This is a genomic window from Nocardioides sp. DN36 (genome assembly GCF_055380375.1).
The window spans coordinates 1,894,426-1,916,857 of the sequence record NZ_AP043823.1 but is presented as its reverse complement, the minus strand read 5'-3'; the positions used below and the strand labels follow the sequence as shown (position 1 = coordinate 1,916,857).

Sequence of the window (22,432 nt, the reverse complement as noted above, 5' to 3'; positions counted from 1 at the left end):
CGCCGGCTCAGCCGGCAGCGACCAGCGACACCGCAACCGCGCACACGCCCAGCCCGAGGGCCTGTGCGCGGTGCACGTGCTCGCGCAGCAGGGAGGCAGCCAGCATCACGGTGAAGGCCGGGTACAAGGACGTGATGACCGCGGTGACCGTGAGGTAGCCCCCGTGCGTGGCGACGAGGAACGAGCCGGTGGCCAGCGCGCCCAGCGCGCCGCTGACCAGGCCACCCAGTGCCCGCCTGTCCCGGGGCAGCCACGACGCTCGCAGCACGAGGGCCACCGTGACGATGGTCGCGCCGGCGACGAGCTGGTTGAGGGCCAGCGGCAGGAAGCCGGCCTCCTCGGGGATCTGGGCGAGCGCGGCGAACAGCGAGCCGAAACCGAGCCCGGCGAGGATGCCGTCGGTCAGCCCGGCGCCCAGGGGCCCCGGCCCGGTGGCCGGCTCCCGTGCGACCAGCCAGATGCCGGGCAGCGCGACGACGATCCCGAGCCACCCCAGCGAGCTGGGACGCTCACCGGCCAGGACGCCGACCACGACCGGCACCACGGCGGCGCCGACCCCGGACACCGGGGCGACCACGCCCATCCGGCCCGAGGACAGGCCCCGGTAGAGGAACGCCGTACCGAAGCCGTTGCCGAGGCCGGCGACCAGGCTCCACCCGAGGTCCGCCCCGGTCGGTGAGCCCGGGGTCACCAGGGTCAGCAGGAGGACGAGGGCGGCGCCGCCGAGCTGGGCGACCAGCGCCACCGACCAGGGGCTGACCCGTTTGGACGTCACGCCGCCCACGAAGTCGGAGAGGCCGTAGGCCACGGCTGCGAGCAGGGAGAGCAGGATCGGCACGGTCAGGTCACCGCCACGCCCACGACCCAGGCGCCCGTGGCGAGCAGGGCCGCGCACAGCTCGATCAGCACGCTGAGACCCACCGCTCGCAGCGAGGCCTTGGTGGACGGCCACGCCGCCGCCGACCCCACCCGGCCGAGCTCGGCGAGGTAGACGCCCACCACGAAGCCGAGGAGCAGGCCCACGACCGGCACCACGAAGAACCCGACCACGGCGCCGAGGGCGCCGCTCCACTGGGTCGTGGTGGGGATGCCGTCACGCTGGAGCCGGCGCCGCGGCACGACGTACTTCACCACGGCCGCGGTGCCGATCAGAGCGGCAGCCGCCAGCAGGACCAGCCAGGCGACCACTCCGCCCTCGGCGAGGGTCCAGACGAGGACGGCCCCCAGGACCAGCACGGAGCCGGGCAGCACCGGCACGAGGACGCCGGCCAGGCCCACCACGATCACCAGGGCGACGCAGACCTCCAGGCCAGTCACGGGGCACTCACGCGGCACAGCCTCGCACACCCCCGCAGCGTCATCGGCAGCGTCATCGGCAGGGTGATCGGCAGGGTCATCGGAAGAATGCCGACGGCCCCGGACATCGTGTCCGGGGCCGTCGTTCGGTCGAGGGTGGGCGGGTGTCGCTCAGGCCTCCGTGCCCGGCGCAGCGGCCGGCGTGTTCTGGAGCTTGTGCGTCTCGTCCTGGACGTTGGCCGCGATCTCGCGCAGCTTGTCGCCGTGCTCCCGCGCGTGGTGGGCGCAGAAGAGGAGTTCGCCGCCGGTCTGGAGCTCCACACGAAGGTAGGCCTGGGCGCCGCAACGGTCGCAGCGGTCCGCGGCGGTCAGCGCGGCGGAGCTGGGGGCAACTGCAGTGGTCACATCGGCCTCATTTCTGATCATCGTGTCTTGCTCAACGTAGTCGGCGGTGTGAAAGATTCCCCCGACGACGTGTTGCCGGACACGTCATCCAATCACGGAGTGTCTTCCCCTCCGTCCGGGTTCCCACACCTCGGGAACCCAATATTGGGGAGGAAGCTGTCTAGCCCTTTCGAGTGTGACGCCCGAGGGGGAGGAACGGATGCGAAAACCGGATCGGCATACCCGATTGTGGCCACATCGTGACGTCCCCCACGGTGGTGCCGTGCTGTTGACTCACCACCCACGGTAGTCCCGCCCTGGTCAGCCGACCGGCAGGCGAGCCTTCTGCGTCGCGCGGCGTGTCGCAGGTAGATTCGGGGCTGCACCACGACCGGATTTGCGCACGCTGGGAGCCGACGATCGACAACACGTACAACGCCGCACACCTCCTCGTCCTCGAGGGACTCGAGGCGGTCCGGAAGCGTCCCGGGATGTACATCGGTTCGACCGACACCCGCGGCCTGATGCACTGCCTGTGGGAGATCATCGACAACGGCGTCGACGAGGCGCTCGCCGGGCACGCGCACCGGGTCGAGGTGACCCTCCACCGCGACGACTCCGTCGAGGTGTACGACGACGGTCGCGGCATCCCCACCGACAAGGAGCCCAAGACCGGGCTGCCCGGTGTGGAGGTCGTGGCCACCAAGCTGCACGCCGGCGGCAAGTTCGGCGGCGGGTCCTACAACGCCACCGGCGGCCTGCACGGCGTGGGCCTCTCGGTGGTCAACGCCCTCTCCACCCGGATGGACATCGACGTCGACCGGTCGCCGAGCCAGCAGGGCCTGAGCTTCCACCGGGGACTCCCGGGTGTCTTCGACGGGGAGGGGCCGACGGCCGGCTTCACCGCCCAGTCCGGCCTGACCCGCAAGGGCGGCCGGGTCGCCAAGGGCCGCTCCGGCACCCGGATCCGGTTCTGGCCGGACCGGCAGATCTTCACCAAGGACGCGACCTTCGAGTTCGAGGGCCTGCTCGGGCGGGCCCGGCAGACCTCCTTCATCGTCCCCGGCCTCGAGCTGGTCATCCGTGACCTGCGCGGGGAGACACCGGTGGAGGAGAAGTTCCGCCACGACGGCGGCATCGCCGAGTTCGCCGAGTACCTGGCCCACGACGAGCCGGTCACCGAGATCATCCGGCTGCAGGGCATGGACACCTTCACCGAGACCGTGCCGCTGCTCGACGACAAGGGCCACATGACCCCGCAGGAGGTCGAGCGCGAGCTGGTGGTCGACATCGCCGCGCGGTGGGGCACCGGCTACGACACCGAGCTGCGCTCGTTCGTCAACGTGATCGCCACGCCCAAGGGCGGCACCCACGTGAGCGGGTTCGAGCAGGCGGTCACCAAGACCTTCAACGACGTGATGCGCTCGACCAAGGCGCTGAAGGTCAACGACGCCGACGTGATCAAGGACGACGTGCTCGAGGGCATGACCGCGGTCGTGACCGTGCGGCTGGCCGAGCCGCAGTTCGAGGGCCAGACCAAGGAGATCCTCGGCACCCCCGCCGCGCGCACCGTCGTGCGCAAGGTGGCCTCGGCGGAGCTGAAGAAGTTCCTCACCTCCACCAAGCGCGGCGAGAAGGCCCAGGCCAAGCTCGTGATGGAGAAGGTCGCGGGCGCGGCCAAGACCCGGATCGCGGCCCGCCAGCACAAGGAGACCCAGCGTCGGAAGAACGCCCTGGAGTCCTCGTCGCTGCCCTCGAAGCTCGCCGACTGCCGCGCCACCGACAACGAGCGCACCGAGCTCTTCATCGTCGAGGGGGACTCGGCGCTCGGCACGGCCAAGCTGGCGCGCAACTCCGAGTTCCAGGCGCTGCTGCCGATCCGCGGCAAGATCCTCAACGTCCAGAAGGCCTCCGTCGGCGACATGCTGAAGAACGCCGAGTGCGCCTCGATCATCCAGGTCGTCGGGGCGGGCTCCGGGCGCACCTTCGACCTCGAGGCCGCCCGCTACGGCCGGATCATCTTCATGGCCGACGCGGACTCCGACGGTGCCCACATCCGCTGCCTGCTGGCGACGCTGTTCTTCAAGTACATGCCCGACCTCATCCGCGAGGGCCGGGTCTACTCCGCGGTGCCGCCGCTGCACCGCATCGAGCTGTCCAACCCCAAGAAGGGGATGGACAAGTACGTCTACACCTACTCCGACGACGAGCTGCAGCGGAAGCTCGCGGAGCTGAAGAAGAAGAACATCCGCTGGAAGGACCCGGTCCAGCGCTACAAGGGCCTCGGTGAGATGGACGCCGACCAGCTGGCCGAGACGACGATGGATCCGCGGCGTCGTACGCTGCGCCGGATCACCGTGGACGACGCCGACGAGGCGGCCACGGTGTTCGAGCTGCTGATGGGCTCCGACGTGGCGCCGCGCAAGGAGTTCATCGTGCAGGGTGCCTACGAGGTCGACGTCGAGGCCCTCGACGCCTGAGCGCGGGACCGGCCGCTGCGAGCTCGCCCGGGTGGGCGAGCCGGCAGCGGCCGGACCGAGCCGTCAGTTCGCGGCCGGGGCGAACTCGCAGCTCACCCGCGGGTTGTAGTCTTCGAACATCCCGTGCGGGTTGTGCCGCCAGGCCCACACGTGGAGCTCGAAGAAGGCCGGGAGGCCGTAGCGGTTGCCCGCCTTGACCAGCGAGAACCGCTGCCCCATCAGGTGCGGCCGGCCGGTGGGGTGCGCCTGGCGCCAGGCGTCGCGGAACACGACGTACTCCACGGCGACCAGCTCCATGTCCCCGTCCTCCTGGGGCTCGTAGATGAGGAGCTCGGGCTTGAGCAGCCTGACCTCGGAGTCGCCGACCAGGGTGCCGTTGACGTAGTGGATGCCCATGGCGCCGGCGTGGGGGTCACCGCTGTCGATGCAGGCGATGCCCTGGGCGTCCTTGAGCTCGCCGTACCCGTCCTCGACGGCCTCGTCGATGTCGAAGTACGGCGCGGTCGCGAACCGCAGGCGGTCGAGCTGCGAGGGGTGGTGGGCGTCCGCGGCCGAGGCGGTGCCGGACATCAGCAGCGTGCCGGCGGCCAGGCCGACCAGCAGCCGCCGGAGCCCGGTGCTCACGACCCCTCCTTCACGAGGTGGACCTCGTCGGCCACCAGGCCGTGCGCCTGGCGGTGCACGGTGCTGGCGGCGTCGGGGGACGGTGCCTCGACGAGGCAGAAGACCTTGGCCCCCACCTCGTCGACCCAGTAACGGAGGTAGTTGACCTCGTACTTGTCCTGGACCTGCAGGTCGGCGGCGTGCGCCTTGGCGACGTCGTCCATGGTGACGCCGGGATCGAGATGGTGGACGTCCATGTAGAGCGGCATGAGGTGCTCCTTGGTGTGTGGGTGCCGGACAGCCACGACGCTAGGAGCCGGAGCGGGGGAGCGGATCGGGAGCGTCTCCCTAGGTTGTCGCGAGCGGCTCCCCAGATTGGGTCGGTCCGGAGATGTCGGCAGCGACCAGGTCGAGCCGCCTGGCCTCGTCGACCGCCTCGCGTCGGTTCGCGACCCCGAGCTTGCCGAGCACCGACGACACGTGGTGGTCGACGGTCTTCGCCGAGATGAACAGCCGCGCCGCGATCTCGTCGTTGGTCAGGCCCCCGGCGAGCTGCTCGAGCACCTCCTGCTCGCGCCGCGTGAGCCCGCACGGGTGGGCACGGGTGGTGGCGCGCACGCCGTTCGGGACCGACCGCACGCCCGCCTCGCGCAGCTTGCGTCGCGCCACGTCGGCGGTCGCGGTGGCCCCGAGCGCGTCCAGCCGGTCCAGGGCCTGCCGCCAGTGCTTCTCCTCGGGGGCGTCGAGGAGCGCGAGCGCCGCTTCGTACGGGCAGCCGCGCTGGTCCCACGCGTCGACCGCTGCGTCGACGTCCCCCGCGAGCTGGGCCGGGAAGGGTTGCCCGACCGTGCCCGGTCCGCGCGGCACACCCAGCCGTGCGGACCACACCGCTGCCAGCCCCCGCATCCAGGGGTCGACCTCCCCTGCGTGCGCCGTGGCCGCCTCGGCCTCGGCGCGCGCGGCCGCCAGGTCGCCCTCGAGCCAGCGCACCTCGGCCCGGGCGAGGCGGATCGGCACGAGGTACTGGGGTTCCCCCAGGGTCGTGCCGCCGGCGAGGGCCTGGTCGAGAAGTGGCCACGCGGCATCCGGGTGGCCGCGCCTGGCCCGGACCTGTCCCAGGGCGAGGAAGGTGGAGAGCTTGTTGATGGGCGACAGGTCCGTCCGCGCGAGGCGGGCCTCGGCGAGCTCGACGCACTCGTCCCAACGCCCGGCGACCTCGAGGAGGGTGGTCTGCGACGCCGCCAGGCAGTTGGCGTGGGTGCCGAGGTCGTGCCCCTCGCAGTACTGCAACCCGTCGCGGTACCAGCGCTCGGAGCGCACCAGGTCGTACTCGGCCAGCAGGCACGACTGGAGGTTCGCGTACGCCCGCGCGGCGGCCTGGTGCGCGCCGGCGGGGAGGGCGACGGCGAGCCCTCGTTCCATGTCGGCGAGCCACGGCCGTCCCGAGTTCACCAGGGCGCTCGCGCGGGTGATCAGGGCCTGGCTGACGACGGCGGGTCGACCTCGGCTCTCGGCGAGGGCGATCGCCTCGTCGGCCAGCTCGATGGCGGCGTCGTCCCGTCCGTTGAGCATGTACTGGGCCGCCAGTGACTCCAGGGCCTCCGCGAGCTCGTCGGACGGTCCGAGCGGGCGCAGGAGCTCGAGGCCCTCGAGCGCGGCCTGCTGGGCTTCTCGTCCCTGGCACAACCGGTAGTGGCAGGAGGACAGGTGCCGCAGGGTGTCGGCCTCGCGGACCCGGTCTCCGACGTCGCGCCAGAGGGCCAGTGCGGTCCGGCGCGCCTCGAGCGCCTCCTCCCACCGGTCGAGCACGCCCCACTCCGCCGCCAGGTGGTCGTGGAGCAGTGCGCGGGTCCGCGTGTCGGTCCCGTCGGCCCACCTCAGGGCGCGCTCGTACTGCTGGGCCGCCTCGCGGTGCGAGGCCAGCGCCGAGGCCCGCTCGCCGGCCGCGGTGGCGTGCCGGAGCACCGCGGTGGCGTCGGCCGCGCCCTCGGCGTGGTGGGCGAGCCGCGCCTCGTCCACGCCCTCCTGCGCCGTGAGGAGCGCGAGGACCCGGGCGTGCACGGGTGCGGCGCGGTGCGGTGGGACGGTCTCCTGGACGGCGAGGCGGGTGATCTCGTGCCGGAAGCGGAGGTCGCTGCCGTCCGCCACCAGCAGGCCGGAGTCCAGCAGCGCGTCCCAGGCGTCGGGCTCGGGCGCGACCAGCTCGTCGAGCAGGTCGAGGTCGGCGCGGGCACCGAGCAGCGACGCGGTCTCGAGCAGCCGGCGGGGGCCACGGTCGAGCCCGTCGACCCGGCCGAGCACGGCGTCACGGGCCGACGTCGGCAGGTGCTCCACGGCGCCGCTGCGCACCAGCTCGGTGACGAAGTAGGGGTTCCCGCCGGTCAGCTCGTGCACGACGTCGGGCTCGAGGCCGGAGCCGCGCGCCAGCTCCGCGACGGCGCCGGCGGACAGGCGGGGCACGTCGAGGCGACGGGTGCTGCGCTCGGTGGCCAGCTGCGCCAGGCAGCGGCGCAGCGGGTGGCCGGGCGGCACCTCGTCGTCGCGATAGGTCACCAGCAGCAGCACTGGTGTCCGGCGGATCCGGCGGGCGACGAACCGGAGCAGGTCGAGGGTCGCCTCGTCGGCCCAGTGCGCGTCCTCGACGACCAGCACGGCGTACGGCGTGCACCCGCCGAGGTCGGACAGCAGTGCCTGGAAGATCTCCTCCCGGGGCCGCTGGTCGGTGATCGCGGTGCGCAGGTCGCCGCCCAGCGTGGCCGAGATGTCCAGGAGGGGCCCCAGCGGCCGCGGCGTGTAGAGGCCGTCGCACGCACCCCACGCCCACACCGCGTCGCCCGCGCGCCTCTCGAGCTCCTCGACCAGCGCGGACTTGCCGACGCCGGACTCGCCGGAGACGAGCACCAGCCGGCCGTCACCCTGCCGGGCGTCGGCCGCGTACTCCGCGAGCGCCGCGAGCTGCGGACCCCGCTCGAGCAGACCCATGCAGCGGATTCTCCGCCTCGACACGCGAGAGCGGAAGGGGCCGGTTCAGGCGTCGACGGGGATCGGCTGCTGGATGTCGTGCCCGGAGCGGTGCGCCCAGGTCACCAGGGCGGCGATCACCACCACCAGGATGCCGGTGAGCCGCAGGTCGCCGAAGCCGAGGCCGCCGCCGATCTCGTGGTCCTTGCCGATCCAGTCGGCGAAGGAGGCACCCAGCGGTCGGGTCAGGACGTAGGCGGTCCAGAAGCACAGCGTGGCGCCGGCGCCCAGGCGCCACAGCACGAGCGGGACCAGGATGGCCGCCAGGAACAGGAAGCCGGAGGGCAGGAAGCCCAGGTCCATCGTCAGGCCGGTCAGGTCGCCCACGGCGGTGCCGAGCGCGAACGTCGCCAGCACCGTGGCCCAGTAGAAGCGCTCACGCCGGCGGGTGTCGATGTGGTGGATCGACAGGGTCCCCTCCGAGCGGTGCCACCAGGTGAACAGCACGGCGACGGCGACGGCGTACATCCCCGAGGTGACGTAGTAGGACAGCCCGGTCGCGACGTGCAGGATGTCGGCCATGATCGTGCCGAACACGGCCACCATCGAGACGCAGAACCAGTAGGTCGGTGCGTGGTACCGGTCGCTGCGCAGCTGCAGCCACAGGGCCAGGAAGAAGCCGCCGACGCCGATCACCCCGCCGAGCACGAGGCTGGCCTCGCCCAGACCGTCGGAGGCCGCCTCTCCCATGCCGGTCGTGAGGACCTTGATCACCCAGAACAGGGCGGTGATCTCGGGGACCTTCGCCGCGAGCGGCTCACGCAGGGGTCGGGAGTCGGAGGGAGCGGGCAGGGACCGGTGGGTCGTGGGGGAGGAAGTCACCCCCGGACGCTAGGGGCTGGTTTCTGACAGAGACCTGACCGCTGGGCGGCTAGACCTTCTGCTCGAGGCGACCGCTGTCGACGTCGTAGACGAAGCCCCCGACGAGGACCGACTCCGGGATCAGGGGGTGTGAACGCACCCGCTGGACGTCCTCCTCGAGGGCGGCGATCTGGTCCTCGACCACGTTGAAGCGCTGCCAGGAGACGTCCTGCCCGGCCGACTGGCCGACCCGGTCGTGCAGCTCCTGCTCGGTGTTGGAGGCCATCGCGCACCGGGTGTGGGGGACCACCAGGATGCGGTTCACGTTGAGCAGGTGGACGCCCAGCACCAGGGCCTCGAGCGCGGCGTCGGTCACCCGGCCGCCGGGGTTGCGGAAGATCTTGGCGTCGCCGGCGCTCAGGCCGAGCATGCGCAGCGGGTCGATGCGCGAGTCCATGCAGGTCACGATCGCCACGCCGGCGTGCGCCACGCCGTCGAAGCCACCGAGCTCGAAGTTCTCGGAGAAGTCCTTGTTCGCTGCCAGGAGGTCGTCGAAGTTCGCCACGGGACGACCGTATCGGACGCTCACCCGGCGGCCCGCAGCATCTCACCGGTCTCGACGGCGCGGGTCGTCGCACCGCGGAAGAGGACGAGGGCCAGCACGGCCGCGGCGACCGCGCACACCGCCGCCCCGGTGAAGACCGTGTGCTCCTGGGCGATGCCGGCGACGCGCAGGAGGTGCGTGAACTCGTCGCACCGTGTGGAGCTGCCGCACACCTCGCGGGCGGACGGCAGGTCGGCCTGCTCGGCGTAGTAGCGGCGCAGCCCGATCGTGGTCAGCGCGGAGATGCCGACCAGCATCCCGACCATCCGGGACACGACGACCAGGGCGCTGGCCAGGCCGTGCACGTCGTCGTCGGTGCTGGCCAGCACGGCCGCGTTGACCGGTGCCAGGGCGAGGCCGAAGCCGAGACCGCCGAGGACCAGCGCCACGTTGGAGGACAGGTCGTCGAGGCTGCTCAGCCCCCAGCGGCTCATCAGCCAGAAGCCGGTCGCCGCGAGCAGCATCCCGACCGCGGTCACGACGCCGGCGCTCGTCGTGCGGGTGAGGTAGCCGCCGACCACGGCCCCGACCGGCAGCGCGACGAGGAACCGGACCAGCACCAGGGCCGCCATCAGCTGCGAGTGGGGGTAGACGGTGGTGCGGGCGAAGATCGGGATGTCGATGAGCGCGGCGATCAGGGCAGCGCCGACGAAGAAGCTCACGGCCATCGCGCCCCAGGCGGGGGTACGCCGCAGCGCGCCGGGCGGCACCAGGGGGGTCGCGGCGCGGCGCAGGTGCAGCGCGAACGCGACCGCTGCGACGGCAGCGCCGAGGAGGTACCACCCGCCCTGGTCGGAGAAGACCTGCACCTTGGGGTCGGCGGTCGCGAACGCCAGGATCACGCCGGCCAGTGCGACGGCCAGGAAGAGCGCCCCCACCAGGTCGGCCTCCCGCATGCTGCGCCCCCAGCCCGGCAGGTCCACCAGCGGCCGGCTCGCGGTGAGGCAGCGCAGGACGAGCAGGGCGGCGGCCGCCATCGCCACCACCCCGACAGGGGTCAGCCAGCGGCCGTCGCCCGCGAAGGGGATGAAGATCTGGCCCCACGTCAGGTCGCGCATGATCGGGGTGGGCTGGACGAACACCAGGCCGCCGGCGACCAGGGTGAGCAGCAGCAGCAGTGCGCCGATGACGTCGGGGCGGCCGCCGGATGGGCGCAGACTGCGTCCGTCCGGCCGGATCCGTTGCGGTTGGGGACCATTCCGCAGGGTTTGGATCGCGGCGGCGAGCACGAGCCCGACCGCGAGGTTGACCAGGAAGATCGCCCGCCAGTCGGCCACCGCGAGCACCAGGGCGCCGAACAGCGGCCCGAGGACGCTGCCGAGCTCCTGGACGGCCGAGACGACACCGAGCGGCACGCCGCGGCGCTCGGCCGGGTAGAGGTCGGCCACCAGCGCCAGGGTGGCGGGCACCAGACCGCCACCGCCGACGCCCTGCAGGAAGCGGCCGGCGACCAGGGTCGGCATGTCGTAGGCCAGGGTGGTGACCAGCGAGCCCAGCGCGAACAGCACCAGCGCCGCGACCAGCACCGGCACCCGCCCGCGCAGGTCGGCGATCCGGCCGATGAGCGGCAGCATCGCGACGTACCCCAGCAGGAAGCCGGAGACGATGGGGGCGGCGCGCTGGAGCTGGTCGATCGGGATGCCGACGCTGTTCATCATGTCCGGCAGCGCGAGCACCACCACGTAGGTGTCGGCCGCGGCGAACGCGACGGCGACCGCCGCGAGCGCGAGCAGCACCCGCGGCTGACCGGTCACGGCGCGGAGATCTGCTTCTGCACGCCGTAGGAGTCGAACGTGATCGCGTAGGTCATCGGCTCGGAGTCGGCGTAGAACTCGCCGGTCAGGTCCGCCTCGCGCAGCTCGCCCTGGTCGGTGATGGTGTACGTCGCGTCGAACTCGCCTGAGGCGGTCGGGATGACGTTCTTCACGACGTCGCCCGAGACCGTGCCGGTGTACTCGGTGAGGACCTCGGCGTTGCCCTGGCCGCCACGGACGCTGTCGCCCTCCTTGACGTCCTCGGTGGCGGTCAGCAGCGAGGAGAAGCCGTCGTCGGGGCTCATCAGCTGCGCGGGGTCCGGGGCGCCGTAGTCGCCCGGGTCGATGTCCTGCCAGCCCGGCGTCAGCGGGAGCTGGACGTAGACCTTGCCGTCCACCGAGACCACGGGCACCTCGAACGCCTGCCCGGACAGCACGACCGTGATCGAGCCGTCGAAGGCCGGGTCGTGGGTGCCGATGCCCTCGGCCTTCTCGACGCCGGTCACCCCGTCGGGCAGGTCGTCGGTGGTCAGGCCGATGGTCACCCCGCTGGTGTCGTCGAGGGTCTTCTTGGCGCCGGCGAGCACCTCCTCGGGGGTCTTGCCGGCAGCCGTGGAGCTGTCGTCGCTGCACGCGCCGAACGCCAGCACGGCGGCCGAGGCGGCCGCGAGGGCGATGGCCCGGCGGGCACGGGTCTGCATGGGGTCAGCCTTCCACAACGGTGGGCGTCAGCCGGTCGGCGACCGGGCCGGCGCACGCGGCGATGGGCTGGCTGCCGGGGATCCCGGAGCCGTCGCGGCGGCCGTTGGCCTCGGGCAGCTCCACGGGCGCACCGCTGGTGGCCGCGGCACGGGCCGGGGCCGGGCCGGCCCAGGCGAAGACCAGCGCGTCCTCACCCTTGAGGAACCGGTGGCAGCGCACCCCACCGGTGGCGCGCCCCTTGGGCGGGTACTCGGTGAAGGGCGTGACCTTGACCGAGCCGGGCTCGGTGCCGGGCAGGGCCGTGGACGACCCGGAGGCCGTCACGACGACCGAGCCGGTCGGGTCGACCGCGCCGAACCAGACCACCTGCTCCCCGGCGGCGAGCCGGATCCCGGCGATGCCGCCGCCGGAGCGGCCCTGCGGGCGCACCGCGTCGGCACCGAAGTGGAGCAGCTGCGCGTCGGAGCTGATGAAGCACAGCGTCTCCTGGCCGGTGGCCAGGTCGAGCACGCCCACGACCTCGTCGCCGTCCTTGAGCGAGACCAGGTCCCACTCGTCCCGGTTGAGGACCTCGGGGTTGACCCGCTTGACCACGCCCTGCCGGGTGCCGAGCGCCAGGCCCGGCCCGTCGGTGGGCAGCGCGCTCAGGGCCAGGGCCCGCTCGCCGGCGTCCAGCGAGAGCACCTCGGACAGCGGCACGCCACCCTGCAGGTTGGGGTCGTTGGCCGAGGACGGGATCGCCGGCAGGTCCAGCACGCTCAGCTTGAGCAGCCGGCCGCGCGAGGTGACCACCCCGATCTCGCCGCGGGCGGTGGTGCGGACCGCGGAGACGACCACGTCGTGGTTGGTGCGCCCCCCGCCGGAGCCGAGCGGCTCGTCGGTCGTGGACCGGGCCAGCAGGCCGCTGGAGGACAGGAACGCGAAGCAGGGGTCGTCGGCGACCTCGAGCGGGACCGCCGCCGAGGTGACCGTCGTGCCCGCCGACTCCAGCAGGACCGTACGACGGGGGGTGCCGTAGGTCTTCGCGACCTCGGCGAGCTCGTCGGAGACGACCTTCCAGCGCAGCTTGTCGTCGTTCAGGATCGCGTCGAGCTCCTCGATCTCGCGACGCAGCGTCTCCTGCTCCTTCTCCAGCTCGATCCGGCTGAAACGGGTGAGCCGGCGCAGCTGCATCTCGAGGATGTACTCCGCCTGCGGGACCGAGAGGTCGAAGACCGTCATCAGCCGCTCCTTGGCGGCCCCCGCGTCGTCGCTGCCCCGGATGACCTGGATGACCTCGTCGATGTCGAGCAGGGCGATCAGCAGGCCGTCGACGAGGTGCAGGCGCTCGGCCTTCTTGTTGCGCCGGAACTGCGAGCGCCGCCGCACGACCTCGAAGCGGTGGTCGAGGAAGACCTGCAGCATCTCCTTGAGCCCCAGCGTGCGGGGCTGGCCGTCGACCAGGGCGACGTTGTTGATGCCGAACGTGTCCTCCATCGGGGTCAGCTTGTAGAGCTGCTCGAGGAGCGCCTCGGGGTGGAAGCCGTTCTTGACCTCGATGACCAGTCGCAGGCCCTTCTCGCGGTCGGTGAGGTCCTTGATGTCGGAGATGCCCTGCAGCTTCTTGCCCTGGACCAGCGTCTTGATCCGCTCGATGACCTTCTCGGTGCCGACGCCGTACGGCAGCTCGGTGACCACGATGCCCTTGCGACGCGGGGTCACCGACTCCACCCGGGCGGTCGCGCGCATCCGGAAGGTGCCGCGGCCGGTCTCGTAGGCGTCCCGGATGCCCTCGAGGCCGACGATCTTGCCGCCGGTCGGCAGGTCCGGGCCCGGGATGAACCGCATCAGCCCCTCGACGTCGGTCTTCGGGTGGTTGATCAGGTGGCGCAGGGCCTGGACGACCTCGACCAGGTTGTGCGGGGCGATGTTGGTGGCCATGCCGACCGCGATGCCCGTCGTGCCGTTGACGATCAGGTTCGGGATCGCCGCGGGCAGCACCGACGGCTCGAACTCGCGGCTGTCGTAGTTGGGCTTGAAGTCGACCGTGTCCTCGTCGATCGACCCCGTCATCGCGACGGCCGCCGGCGCCATCCGGGCCTCGGTGTAACGCATGGCGGCGGGGGAGTCGTCGGGCGAGCCGAAGTTGCCGTGCCCGTCGATGAACGGCAGCCGCATCGACCACGGCTGGGCCATCCGGACCATGGCGTCGTAGATGGCGCCGTCGCCGTGCGGGTGCAGCCGACCCATGACCTCACCGACGACGCGGGCGCTCTTCACGTGCCCGCGGTCGGGGAGGAGCCGCATGTCGTTCATCGTGTAGAGGATCCGGCGCTGCACGGGCTTGAGACCGTCGCGGGCGTCGGGGAGCGCGCGGGAGTAGATGACCGAGTAGGCGTACTCCAGGAACGACGAGCGCATCTCGTCGCCGACGTCGATGTCGAGGATGTGCTCCTCGAAGTCGTCGGGCAGCTCCTGTTTCTTCGTACGCGGTGCCATGCGGGTCATTCTCCAAGGTGTGGTCCAGCGAAACGTCGGGGGCACGCCGCATTCACGTGCGCACGCTAGATTTCGCCCCGTGACCGGCACCGAGGACACCCAGCAGGACCAGGTCCCGGCCGCCCCGCGCCACTGGGAGGCCGACGTCCTGCTCCGAGACGGGCGGACCGCCCACATCCGGCCGATCGGGCCGGCCGACGCCGAGCTCCTGGTCGAGTTCTACGCACGCGTCTCCGACCAGTCGAAGTACTACCGCTTCTTCTCGCCCATGCCGCACCTCTCCGACCGCGACGTCGCCCGGTTCACCCAGGTCGACCACGTGAACCGGGTGGCCTTCGTGCTCACGCTCTCGGGGCAGATGATCGCGGTGGGCCGGTACGACGTCGTACGACCCGGCGAGGCCGAGGTGGCCTTCCTGGTCGAGGACCGGCACCAGGGGCGCGGCATCGCCCAGCTGCTGCTCGAGCACCTCGCCCAGGCGGGCCGGGAGCGGGGGATCGAGCGGTTCGTCGCCGAGGTGCTCCCGGACAACAGCCGGATGATCCAGACCTTCCGGGATGCCGGCTACCGCGTCGCCAGCGAGTACGAGGACGGCGTGCTGGCCCTCGAGTTCCCCATCGAGCCGACCGACACCGCCATCGGCCTGATGATCAACCGCGAGCACCGCGCCGAGGCCGCGTCCATCGAGAAGTTCTTCAACCCGCGCTCGGTCGCGGTGATCGGCGCAAGCCGCCGGCAGGACACCATCGGCCAGGCGCTGGTGCGCAACCTGGTGATGGGTGACTTCACCGGCCGGGTCTACGTCGTCAACCCGAGCTCGGCGGCGGTGTCCGGCCTCCCGGCGTACCCCACCGTCGGCGACATCCCCGACGAGGTGGACGTCGCGATCGTGGCGGTGCCCGCCGACGCGGTGCAGGACGTCGTGCTCGACTGCGCCGCGAAGGGCGTGCACGGTCTCGTGGTCATCTCCTCGGGGTTCGCGGAGACCGGCGAGGAGGGCCGGCAGCGGCAGCGCCGCCTGGTGGGGCTGTCCCGCTCCTACGGACTGCGCCTCATCGGCCCGAACTGCCTGGGCATCATCAACACCGACCCGGCGGTCTCCCTGAACGCCTCGCTGTCGGGCGTGATGCCGCCGCGCGGTCGCGCCGGGTTCTTCTGCCAGTCCGGGGCCCTGGGCTCGGCGATCCTCGAGAAGGTCAACAACCGGGGCCTGGGCCTCTCGACCTTCGTCAGCGCCGGCAACCGCGCCGACGTCTCCGGCAACGACCTGCTGCAGTACTGGGAGGAGGACGACTCCACCGAGGTCGTGCTGCTCTACCTCGAGTCGATCGGAAACCCGCGCAAGTTCTCCCGCATCGCCCGCCGGGTGTCGCTGCGCAAGCCGATCATCGCGGTCCGCTCCGGCCGCACCACCCAGGGCGTGCCGATGGGCCACGCGGTCCGCAAGATCGCGGCCCCGCCGCAGGCGGTCGACGCGATGTTCCGCCAGGCCGGGGTGATCCAGGTCGACACCCTGGAGGAGATGTTCGACGTCGCCCAGCTGCTGGCCCACCAGCCGCTGCCGCGCGGGCGCCGGGTCGCCATCGTCGGCAACTCCGACGCGCTGGGCCTGCTGGCCGCCGACGCGGCCGCTGCCGTGGGGCTGGTCGTGAACAAGTCCGTCGCGCTGGGCGCCGAGGCCACCGCCGAGGACTTCGAGGACGCCCTCGACGCCGCCATCGACGACCCCGAGGTCGACTCGGTGGTCGCGGTCTACATCCCGCCGCTCAACGTGTCCGGCGAGGACGTCGCCAACGTGCTGGCGGCCGTCGGCGAGCAGTCCGACAAGCCTCTGGTCTCGTCGTTCCTCGGCGCCGAGGGCGTGCCGGAGCTGCTGCGGGTGCCCGACGTGGCCGGTTCGACGGCGGGCCGCGGCTCGGTGCCGTCGTACCCCGCCGTGGAGGCCGCGGTCCGCGCGCTCGCGCGCGTCGTGGAGTACGCCGTGTGGTTGCGCACCCCGGACGGCCCGCCGGTCGGGCCCGACGAGGTCGACCAGCCGGCCGCGAAGCGCCTGGTCAACGACCTGCTGCGTCGGCACCCGAACGGCGTCGAGCTGGACCAGTCCGACCTGACGGCGCTGCTGGGGGCCTACGGCATCGAGCTGTGGGAGACCCGGGAGGTGACGACCGAGGACGAGGCGCAGCGGGCGGGGGAGGACCTGGGCTGGGACGTCGTGCTCAAGGCGACCGCCGACCACCTGCGCGAGCGGCCCGACCAGGCGCACGTGTGGCGCAACATCGACACGCCCGAGGAGATGGTTGACGCCTGGGAGTCGCTGACGCACCGGATCACCGAGCCGGAGAAGGCCGGGTTCGTGGTGCAGAAGAACTCCACGCCCGGCGTGCCGATCGCGATCCGCAGCATCGAGGACCCGCTCTTCGGCCCGGTCGTGTCCTTCGGCATCTCCGGCCCGCTGATCGAGCTGCTGGCGGACAAGGCCTACCGGATCCCGCCGCTCGGCGAGCGCGACGCCGCGGCGATGGTCCGCGAGATCAAGTCCTCGCCGATGCTGTTCGGCTACCGCGGCAGCGAGGTGGTCGACGTCGCCGAGGTCGAGCGGCTGATCCGGCGGGTGGCCCAGCTGCAGAACGACCTGCCCCAGATCAGCTCGCTGGAGCTGTCGCTGGTGCTGGCCGGCGCGGAGGGGGCCACCGTCCTGACCGCCGCCGCCCGGGTGGACCCGGTGGCCGACCCGCGGTCGGACTGGTTCGTGCGCCGGCTGCCGGAGCACCCCGGCGACACCATCCCGGGCTGACGTCGCCACGCCGGGCCGGGTCCGGCGCGCACCGCGTGACAGACTGCAGCCATGCGCAGCCGCACCACCGACGACCGGGACCGCACCCTGGAGCTCCGGGACGCCATCAACCGCACCGGCTACTACCCCGAGGTGGTGGCCGACGGCGTGGAGTCCGCGGTCGCGGGGGAGCAGGTCGTGTCGTTCTTCGTCCACCACGAGCCGACGTTCGAGCGTGACGAGGTGCGCCGCCACCTGAGCGTGGTCGTGCTCACCCCGTCCCGGCTGGTCCTCGCGCACACCGACGAGCACACGGGCGACGACCTGCTGCCCGAGCCCTACACGTCCACCTCGACCGAGGCGGTGCGGCTCTCGGCGGTCAAGTCGGTGGTGGTGACCAGGATGATCGCCAACCCGACCTCCGGGCCGACGCCGCCCGCCGAGGCCGTCATGACGATCGGCTGGGGCGGGGTCAGCCGGGTGGACCTCGAGCCGGCCGGGTGCAGCGACCCCCAGTGCGAGGCCGACCACGGCTACACCGGTGTGCTCGCCTCCGACGACTTCTCGCTCCGCGTCTCCGCGGCCGCCGACGGCACCGAGGCGGTGGCCGGGCTGCTGTCGTTCGCCGAGTCCCTCTCCGCGCGGACGCACGGCGCGTGACCGTCACGGGGGACCGGCCCGGCGAGGCCGCGGGGTTCGTCGAGCCGCGCTACCACCAGCGCTCGCTGGGTGACGTGGTCCCCGCTGTCGCCGCGGCGCTCGGGGTCCCCCTGGGTGACGAGGTGACGGAGCTGCCGCTGCCGGCCGCCCCGGCGTACGTCGTCTTCCTCGTCGACGGGCTCGGTGCCCGGCTGCTGCAGCGCTACGCCCACGCCGCGCCGTTCCTCTCCAGCCTCCTCGACGAGCAGCTGCCCGGCACGGCCGGCGTGCCGTCCACGACGGCCACCAGCCTCACCTCGCTCGGCACCGGGCTCACGCCCGGGGCGCACGGCCTGGTCGGGTTCACCTCGCGGGTGCCGGGCACCGGCAGGCTGCTGAACGCGCTGCTGTGGGACAAGGACGTCGACCCGGTCGAGTGGCAGCCGCACCCGACGGCGTTCTCGCGGCTGCGGTCCACCGGCGCGAGCGTGACGGTCGTGAACAAGCGCGAGTTCGTCAACAGCGGGCTCACCATCGCCGCCCACCGGGGCGCGGACTACGTCGGGGCCGACAAGGTGGGCGAGCGGATCGCGGCGGCCGTCGCGGCGTCGTACGACCGCCCGTCGCTGACCTACCTCTACGACGGCGACCTCGACTGGACCGGACACCGGTACGGCGTCTCCTCGAGCCAGTGGCTGCAGCAGCTCTCCATCATCGACTCCGAGGCCGAGCAGCTGCGCGACGCGCTGCCGCCGTCGACCCGGCTGCTGGTCGTCGCCGACCACGGCATGGTCGACTCGCCGACCGAGGCGCGGGTCGACGTCGACGAGCACCACGAGCTGCGCGACGGCGTCGCGCTGCTCGGCGGCGAGGCGCGCTTCCGCCACCTCTACTGCCACCGGGGTGCCGTCGACGACGTCGTGGCGACCTGGTCGGCGGTGCTCGGCCCGCGGGCCGAGGTGATGAGTCGCGACACCGCCGTGGCGCGCGGCTGGTTCGGCGCGGTCGAGCCGGCGGTGCGGCCCCGGCTCGGCGACGTCGTCGTCGCCGCCCGGGGCGACACCGCCATCCTCTCGACGGCCGACTTCCCCTACGAGGCCACGCTGGTGGGCCTGCACGGTTCCCTGACGCCCGAGGAGATGCTCATCCCGATGCTGGTCTGCTGACGGCCGACTCCGTCACCGCAGGGTCATCCGCGGCTCGCCGTTCACCAGCCCGGTCCCGGCGATGGCGCAGCTGCCGCTGCGCGGTGCACCGGCGTTCCAGGCCTGGCGCACGCAGGAGCGGGTGGCCAGCTGGGCCCAGTAGTTCGGGTGCAGGGACTCCTGGATGTAGTAGGGGCTGCCCGAGCAGCAGGTCGAGACGGTGCGGATCTGGTTGACCCACTCGGTCCGGTCGACCGCGCCCGCCTGGGTCCAGGAGGTGAGCCCCTTCTCCTCGTAGAGCCCGACCGAGCTCTCGCACAGGCGGCGGCCGTTGAAGGCCTGGGAGAGGTCGAGGGTCCGCACGTTGCTCAGGCCGGCGTCGGCGGCGGCCCCGGTGACCGCGGCGTTGATCGTGGGCAGTGCCGTGTCGTTGGCCCAGTCGGCGTCGGCGTTCCAGAAGCCGCAGCCGCCGGTGGACTGGCGGGTGTAGCCGGACTCGGCGTACCGGAACCCGCTGCCCCGGGGCAGCGGCGACGGGTAGTTCTGCACGAGCAGCGTCCACGAGCCGTCCGCGTAGCCGGCGTTGCGCATGGCGGTGCGGATGTTCGTGTACGCCGCGGCGATGCGGGCGCGCACGGCGGCGACGTTGGCCGTGGTGAAGTTTGCGGTGACCGAGCTGTCGTCCTTGCAGTAGTCCTTGAACCAGGTGGGCGAGGAGAGGAAGTCGGTCACGCAGCTCTGCACGATGTCGGCGAAGTGGAAGTCGTTCCCGCCGATCGACACCGCGACCATGCGGACGTTGTGGGTGGTCGCGAACTGCTGGAGCGCCTTCGCCTGGCCGAGGTGACCGGCACCGTCGTCGTAGAAGTCGAGCCCGGGCTTGAAGTATGTCCCGGTGGTCGTCGCGGTGGTGGCGCCGGAGCAGGCCAGGTTGAGCCCGTTCACCCCGCCGCCGATGTAGGCCTCGGCCGCCTTGCTGCGGTGGCAACGCGGGATGCTCTCCCCGCTGCCGTTGTCGTAGTAGGCGGTGGACCCGAGCGCGTCCGCCGCGGTGGTGGAGCTGTTCGAGCTGCCGGCCCAGCGGCCGGCCTCGCCGCTGATGTAGGAGTCCCCGACGGTCACGACCCACGGTGTCCCGGCGCCGGGTCCGTCGGCGATCGCCGGTGTAGCGGGGGTGACGGCGACCAGGAGCCCGGTCAGGAGGGTGAGCAGCAGACCGGCGACGGCGCGGGTGGGAAGCGGCCGTGCGGTCGGGGGGCGCGGTGAGGACGACACGTGATCTCCCGAGAATGAGACGTGACCGTGGAGCGACGCCACCGGCGGCGGCACCGTCCAGCAACCTAGGGGGAGATCGGCCTCGGGCGGAAGAACCCGTTCCAGGTTCTCCCGGTCGCCGTCAGCCGAACGGCAGCGGCTCCGGGGCGAGGCTGACCGCCTTCGCGCGGGCGGCGGTCAGCCGGCGCCGGTGGTGCTGGCGGCAGAGCACCTCGTAGGCGATCTCGCTGGGCTCGGCCGGCCCCTCGCCCTCGGGCTGGTCGACGTCACCGACGACGACCTGGTCGCCCTCGACGACCATCACGCCGTTCTCGGTGCGCGCGTTGTGCGTCGCGCGCTTGCCGCACCAGCACAGCGCCTCGACCTGCAGGACGTTCATCCGGTCGGCGAGCTCCACGAGCCGGGCGCTGCCGGCGAACATCTCGCTGCGGAAGTCGGTGAGGATGCCGAAGGCGAAGACGTCGATCTGGAGCTCGTCGACGACCTTGGCGAGCTGGTCGATCTGGACGCGGGTGTAGAACTGCGCCTCGTCGCAGATCAGGTAGTCGATCCGGCCACCCTGGGTCAGCGAGCGCACCACGTAGTTCCAGAAGTCGAAGTCGTCGCCGACCTCGATCGCCTCGTGGGTCAGTCCCAGGCGGCTGGACAGCATGGCCTCGCCGGCGCGGTCCCGGGTGGTGAAGATCCGGCCGACCCGTCCTCGCGCGGCGTGGTTGTGGTTCGTCTGGAGCGCGAGGGTGCTCTTGCCGGAGTCCATGGTCCCGGTGAAGAAGTGCAGTTCAGCCACGGGGTCCGATCCTGTCACAGCCCGGACGCGCCGATCCCACCGGCGCGCGCCGCGGGCCGGGCCGGTCCGGCAGGATGACGCCATGACCGGCCCGCTGATCTCCGCCGCCGAGCTGCGCGAGCTGCTCGGCACCGTGACCGTGCTCGATGTCCGCTACCGCACCGGCGGGGCCGCCGGACCCGAGGAGCACGCGCGAGGCCACGTCCCGGGGGCGGTGTACGTCGACATGGACACCGAGCTGGCCGCGCCGCCGGGTGCGGGTGGGCGGCACCCCCTGCCCGACGCCGCGGTGTTCGAGGCGGCGATGCGCCGCGCGGGCGTCTCGGGGGCGCGGCCGGTCGTGGTGTACGACGACTGGGCGGCGCACGCCGCCGGCCGGGCCTGGTGGCTGCTGCGCTTCCACGGCCACCCGGACGTCCGGGTGCTCGACGGTGGCTGGTCTGCCTGGACCCGCGAGGGCGGCCCGGTGGAGACCGGGCTCGTCGACGGGGGAGTCCAGGGCGACTTCACCGCTGACCCCGGTCACCTGCCCGTGGTGGAGGCGGACCGGGTGCCCGAGGTGCCGGTGCTCGTCGACGCCCGTGCCGCTGAGCGCTACCGCGGCGAGACCGAGCCGATCGACCCCGTGGCCGGGCACGTCCCCGGTGCTGTGAACGTGCCGACGGCGCGCAACCTCACCGGGGACGGACGCTTCCGTCCCGCCGCCGAGCTGCGCGAGCTGTACGCCGAGGTCGGGGCCACCCCGGAGGCGGGCGTGCGCGGCGACGTCGCGGCGTACTGCGGCTCCGGTGTCACCGCCGTCCACGACATCATCGCGATGGAGGTCGCCGGCATCCGTGCCGGACTCTACCCGGGCAGCTGGAGCGGCTGGATCACCGACCCCGCGCGGCCGGTCGAGCGCGGCTGAGGTCCCGCGTCGATCTCCCGGCACCACCAGGCACGGTCACGGCGGCAGGATGTTGATGACCCGCGACAGCACCACGCCGATGACCGACACCGAGATCAGCGACTGCACCGCCATCAGCGCCTTGACCCGGTGGGTGAGCGGCAGGGTGTCGGTCGGGCTGAACGCCACCGCGTTGGTGAACGCGACGTAGAGGTGGTCGGGGAATCGCGGTTGCCACCCGGGGGCGGCCAGGCCTTCGGTGCCGGTCTGCGGGAACTGGAAGTCCGGGTACGGCCGCGGGTGGCTCCGACGAGCATCGGGCCCACCTCCGTCGAGCTGCCAGTAGCAGAGCCCGAACGTGACGATGTTGGTGGACAGCACGATGCCCGCGCCCACCAGCAGCTGCGTCACGGTCGCCGGCTCCTGTCCTGCGGGAGTGTGTCGGATGATCACGACGAGCAGCCGGGTGGCTGCGGCGGTGTTGGCGACGAGCAGGACGGCGACCAGGGTGAGCACCAGCGGCCGTGCCGCCCGCGGGACCGGCCCGGGCCATGCGGCGACCGAGAAGAGCACCAGCAGCACGACCCCTTCGACCAGCGGCACGATCAGCGGGGGCCCTTCGCGCAGCCGCGACGGCACCAGGACCTGCGGGAGGATGACGGCCACCAGGGCGATCAGCGGCCAAGCGTAGGTCTCCCGGGGCCAACCGCCCCGCCGGTCCGCGTCCGGTGCGCCGCCGTGGCTGCCGCCGTCCATGCCCCATCATGGGACGGGCAGCGGTTGCCCCGGGCGGATTTCGGTCCC

At 72.4% G+C, this 22,432-nt stretch carries 19 protein-coding genes; 5 read left to right on the top strand and 14 right to left on the bottom strand.

Annotation, left to right across the window (positions count from 1 at the left end; all coding sequences use genetic code 11):
* Nucleotides 1-7: 7 nt before the first annotated feature.
* The 3 genes from ACZ43H_RS10115 to ACZ43H_RS10105 all read right to left on the bottom strand — a co-directional run bounded on the left by ACZ43H_RS10115 (nt 8) and on the right by ACZ43H_RS10105 (nt 1,722).
* Nucleotides 8-838 (bottom strand): EamA family transporter, encoded by an 831-nt coding sequence (locus tag ACZ43H_RS10115; RefSeq protein WP_464589901.1) that lies wholly within the window; start codon nt 836-838, stop codon nt 8-10.
* A gap of 2 nt (nt 839-840) precedes the next feature.
* Nucleotides 841-1,317, bottom strand: a complete 477-nt coding sequence (locus tag ACZ43H_RS10110) for a DUF456 domain-containing protein (RefSeq protein ID WP_464589899.1) — start codon at nt 1,315-1,317, stop codon at nt 841-843.
* Between the two features lie 150 nt (nt 1,318-1,467).
* Nucleotides 1,468-1,722: a DUF7455 domain-containing protein gene (locus tag ACZ43H_RS10105; protein ID WP_464589897.1), complete on the bottom strand. Its 255-nt coding sequence runs from the start codon at nt 1,720-1,722 to the stop codon at nt 1,468-1,470.
* A gap of 338 nt (nt 1,723-2,060) precedes the next feature.
* On the opposite strand from ACZ43H_RS10105, the gene ACZ43H_RS10100 reads away from it, so the two are divergent.
* Nucleotides 2,061-4,160, top strand: a complete 2,100-nt coding sequence (locus ACZ43H_RS10100; protein ID WP_464590790.1) for a DNA gyrase/topoisomerase IV subunit B — start codon at nt 2,061-2,063, stop codon at nt 4,158-4,160.
* 63 nt (nt 4,161-4,223) lie between these two features.
* On the opposite strand, the gene ACZ43H_RS10095 is transcribed toward ACZ43H_RS10100, so the two are convergent.
* The 8 genes from ACZ43H_RS10095 to ACZ43H_RS10060 all read right to left on the bottom strand — a co-directional run bounded on the left by ACZ43H_RS10095 (nt 4,224) and on the right by ACZ43H_RS10060 (nt 14,123).
* Nucleotides 4,224-4,784, bottom strand: coding sequence for a hypothetical protein (locus ACZ43H_RS10095; protein ID WP_464589895.1), 561 nt, complete (start codon nt 4,782-4,784; stop codon nt 4,224-4,226).
* Nucleotides 4,781-5,032, bottom strand: coding sequence for a DUF4242 domain-containing protein (locus ACZ43H_RS10090; protein WP_464589893.1), 252 nt, complete (start codon nt 5,030-5,032; stop codon nt 4,781-4,783). Before ACZ43H_RS10090 ends, ACZ43H_RS10095 begins: the two co-directional genes overlap by 4 nt.
* Nucleotides 5,033-5,111: 79 nt before the next feature.
* A complete protein-coding gene (locus tag ACZ43H_RS10085; protein WP_464589892.1) occupies nt 5,112-7,745 on the bottom strand; it encodes an ATP-binding protein in 2,634 nt (877 codons plus the stop codon).
* Nucleotides 7,746-7,790: 45 nt separating this feature from the next.
* Entirely contained in the window at nt 7,791-8,606 is an 816-nt protein-coding gene (locus tag ACZ43H_RS10080) for a COG4705 family protein (RefSeq protein ID WP_464589890.1), read from the bottom strand.
* Between the two features lie 49 nt (nt 8,607-8,655).
* The gene (locus ACZ43H_RS10075) at nt 8,656-9,150 is read right to left on the bottom strand and encodes a beta-class carbonic anhydrase (protein WP_464589888.1); all 495 of its coding nucleotides are present in this window, start codon (nt 9,148-9,150) and stop codon (nt 8,656-8,658) included.
* Between the two features lie 20 nt (nt 9,151-9,170).
* Entirely contained in the window at nt 9,171-10,943 is a 1,773-nt protein-coding gene (locus ACZ43H_RS10070; protein ID WP_464589886.1) for an MFS transporter, read from the bottom strand.
* Entirely contained in the window at nt 10,940-11,644 is a 705-nt protein-coding gene (locus ACZ43H_RS10065) for an LppX_LprAFG lipoprotein (protein WP_464589884.1), read from the bottom strand. Before ACZ43H_RS10065 ends, ACZ43H_RS10070 begins: the two co-directional genes overlap by 4 nt.
* 4 nt (nt 11,645-11,648) lie before the next feature.
* Nucleotides 11,649-14,123, bottom strand: coding sequence for a DNA gyrase/topoisomerase IV subunit A (locus ACZ43H_RS10060; RefSeq protein ID WP_464589882.1), 2,475 nt, complete (start codon nt 14,121-14,123; stop codon nt 11,649-11,651).
* 79 nt (nt 14,124-14,202) lie between these two features.
* Between ACZ43H_RS10060 and ACZ43H_RS10055 the strand changes: the two genes are divergently transcribed.
* The 3 genes from ACZ43H_RS10055 to ACZ43H_RS10045 are packed head-to-tail and all read left to right on the top strand — an operon-like array spanning nt 14,203 to nt 18,701.
* On the top strand, nt 14,203-16,917 hold the full coding sequence (locus ACZ43H_RS10055; RefSeq protein WP_464589880.1) for a bifunctional acetate--CoA ligase family protein/GNAT family N-acetyltransferase: 2,715 nt from the start codon (nt 14,203-14,205) through the stop codon (nt 16,915-16,917).
* A 51-nt stretch (nt 16,918-16,968) separates the two neighbouring features.
* Nucleotides 16,969-17,556 carry a DUF5998 family protein gene (locus tag ACZ43H_RS10050; RefSeq protein WP_464589878.1) on the top strand — a complete coding sequence of 196 codons (588 nt, stop codon included), beginning with the start codon at nt 16,969-16,971 and terminating at the stop codon, nt 17,554-17,556.
* Nucleotides 17,553-18,701: an alkaline phosphatase family protein gene (locus ACZ43H_RS10045; RefSeq protein WP_464589876.1), complete on the top strand. Its 1,149-nt coding sequence runs from the start codon at nt 17,553-17,555 to the stop codon at nt 18,699-18,701. Before ACZ43H_RS10050 ends, ACZ43H_RS10045 begins: the two co-directional genes overlap by 4 nt.
* Before the next feature lie 12 nt (nt 18,702-18,713).
* Here ACZ43H_RS10045 and ACZ43H_RS10040 read toward each other — a convergent pair whose 3' ends face one another.
* Both ACZ43H_RS10040 and ACZ43H_RS10035 read right to left on the bottom strand, forming a co-directional pair.
* On the bottom strand, nt 18,714-19,955 hold the full coding sequence (locus ACZ43H_RS10040; protein WP_464589874.1) for an SGNH/GDSL hydrolase family protein: 1,242 nt from the start codon (nt 19,953-19,955) through the stop codon (nt 18,714-18,716).
* A 121-nt stretch (nt 19,956-20,076) separates the two neighbouring features.
* Nucleotides 20,077-20,742: a thymidine kinase gene (locus ACZ43H_RS10035; RefSeq protein WP_464589872.1), complete on the bottom strand. Its 666-nt coding sequence runs from the start codon at nt 20,740-20,742 to the stop codon at nt 20,077-20,079.
* Between the two features lie 82 nt (nt 20,743-20,824).
* On the opposite strand from ACZ43H_RS10035, the gene ACZ43H_RS10030 reads away from it, so the two are divergent.
* Nucleotides 20,825-21,649, top strand: a complete 825-nt coding sequence (locus ACZ43H_RS10030; protein WP_464589870.1) for a sulfurtransferase — start codon at nt 20,825-20,827, stop codon at nt 21,647-21,649.
* Nucleotides 21,650-21,685: 36 nt separating this feature from the next.
* Here ACZ43H_RS10030 and ACZ43H_RS10025 read toward each other — a convergent pair whose 3' ends face one another.
* Nucleotides 21,686-22,384 (bottom strand): hypothetical protein, encoded by a 699-nt coding sequence (locus ACZ43H_RS10025; protein WP_464589868.1) that lies wholly within the window; start codon nt 22,382-22,384, stop codon nt 21,686-21,688.
* Between the last annotated feature and the right edge of the window lie 48 nt (nt 22,385-22,432).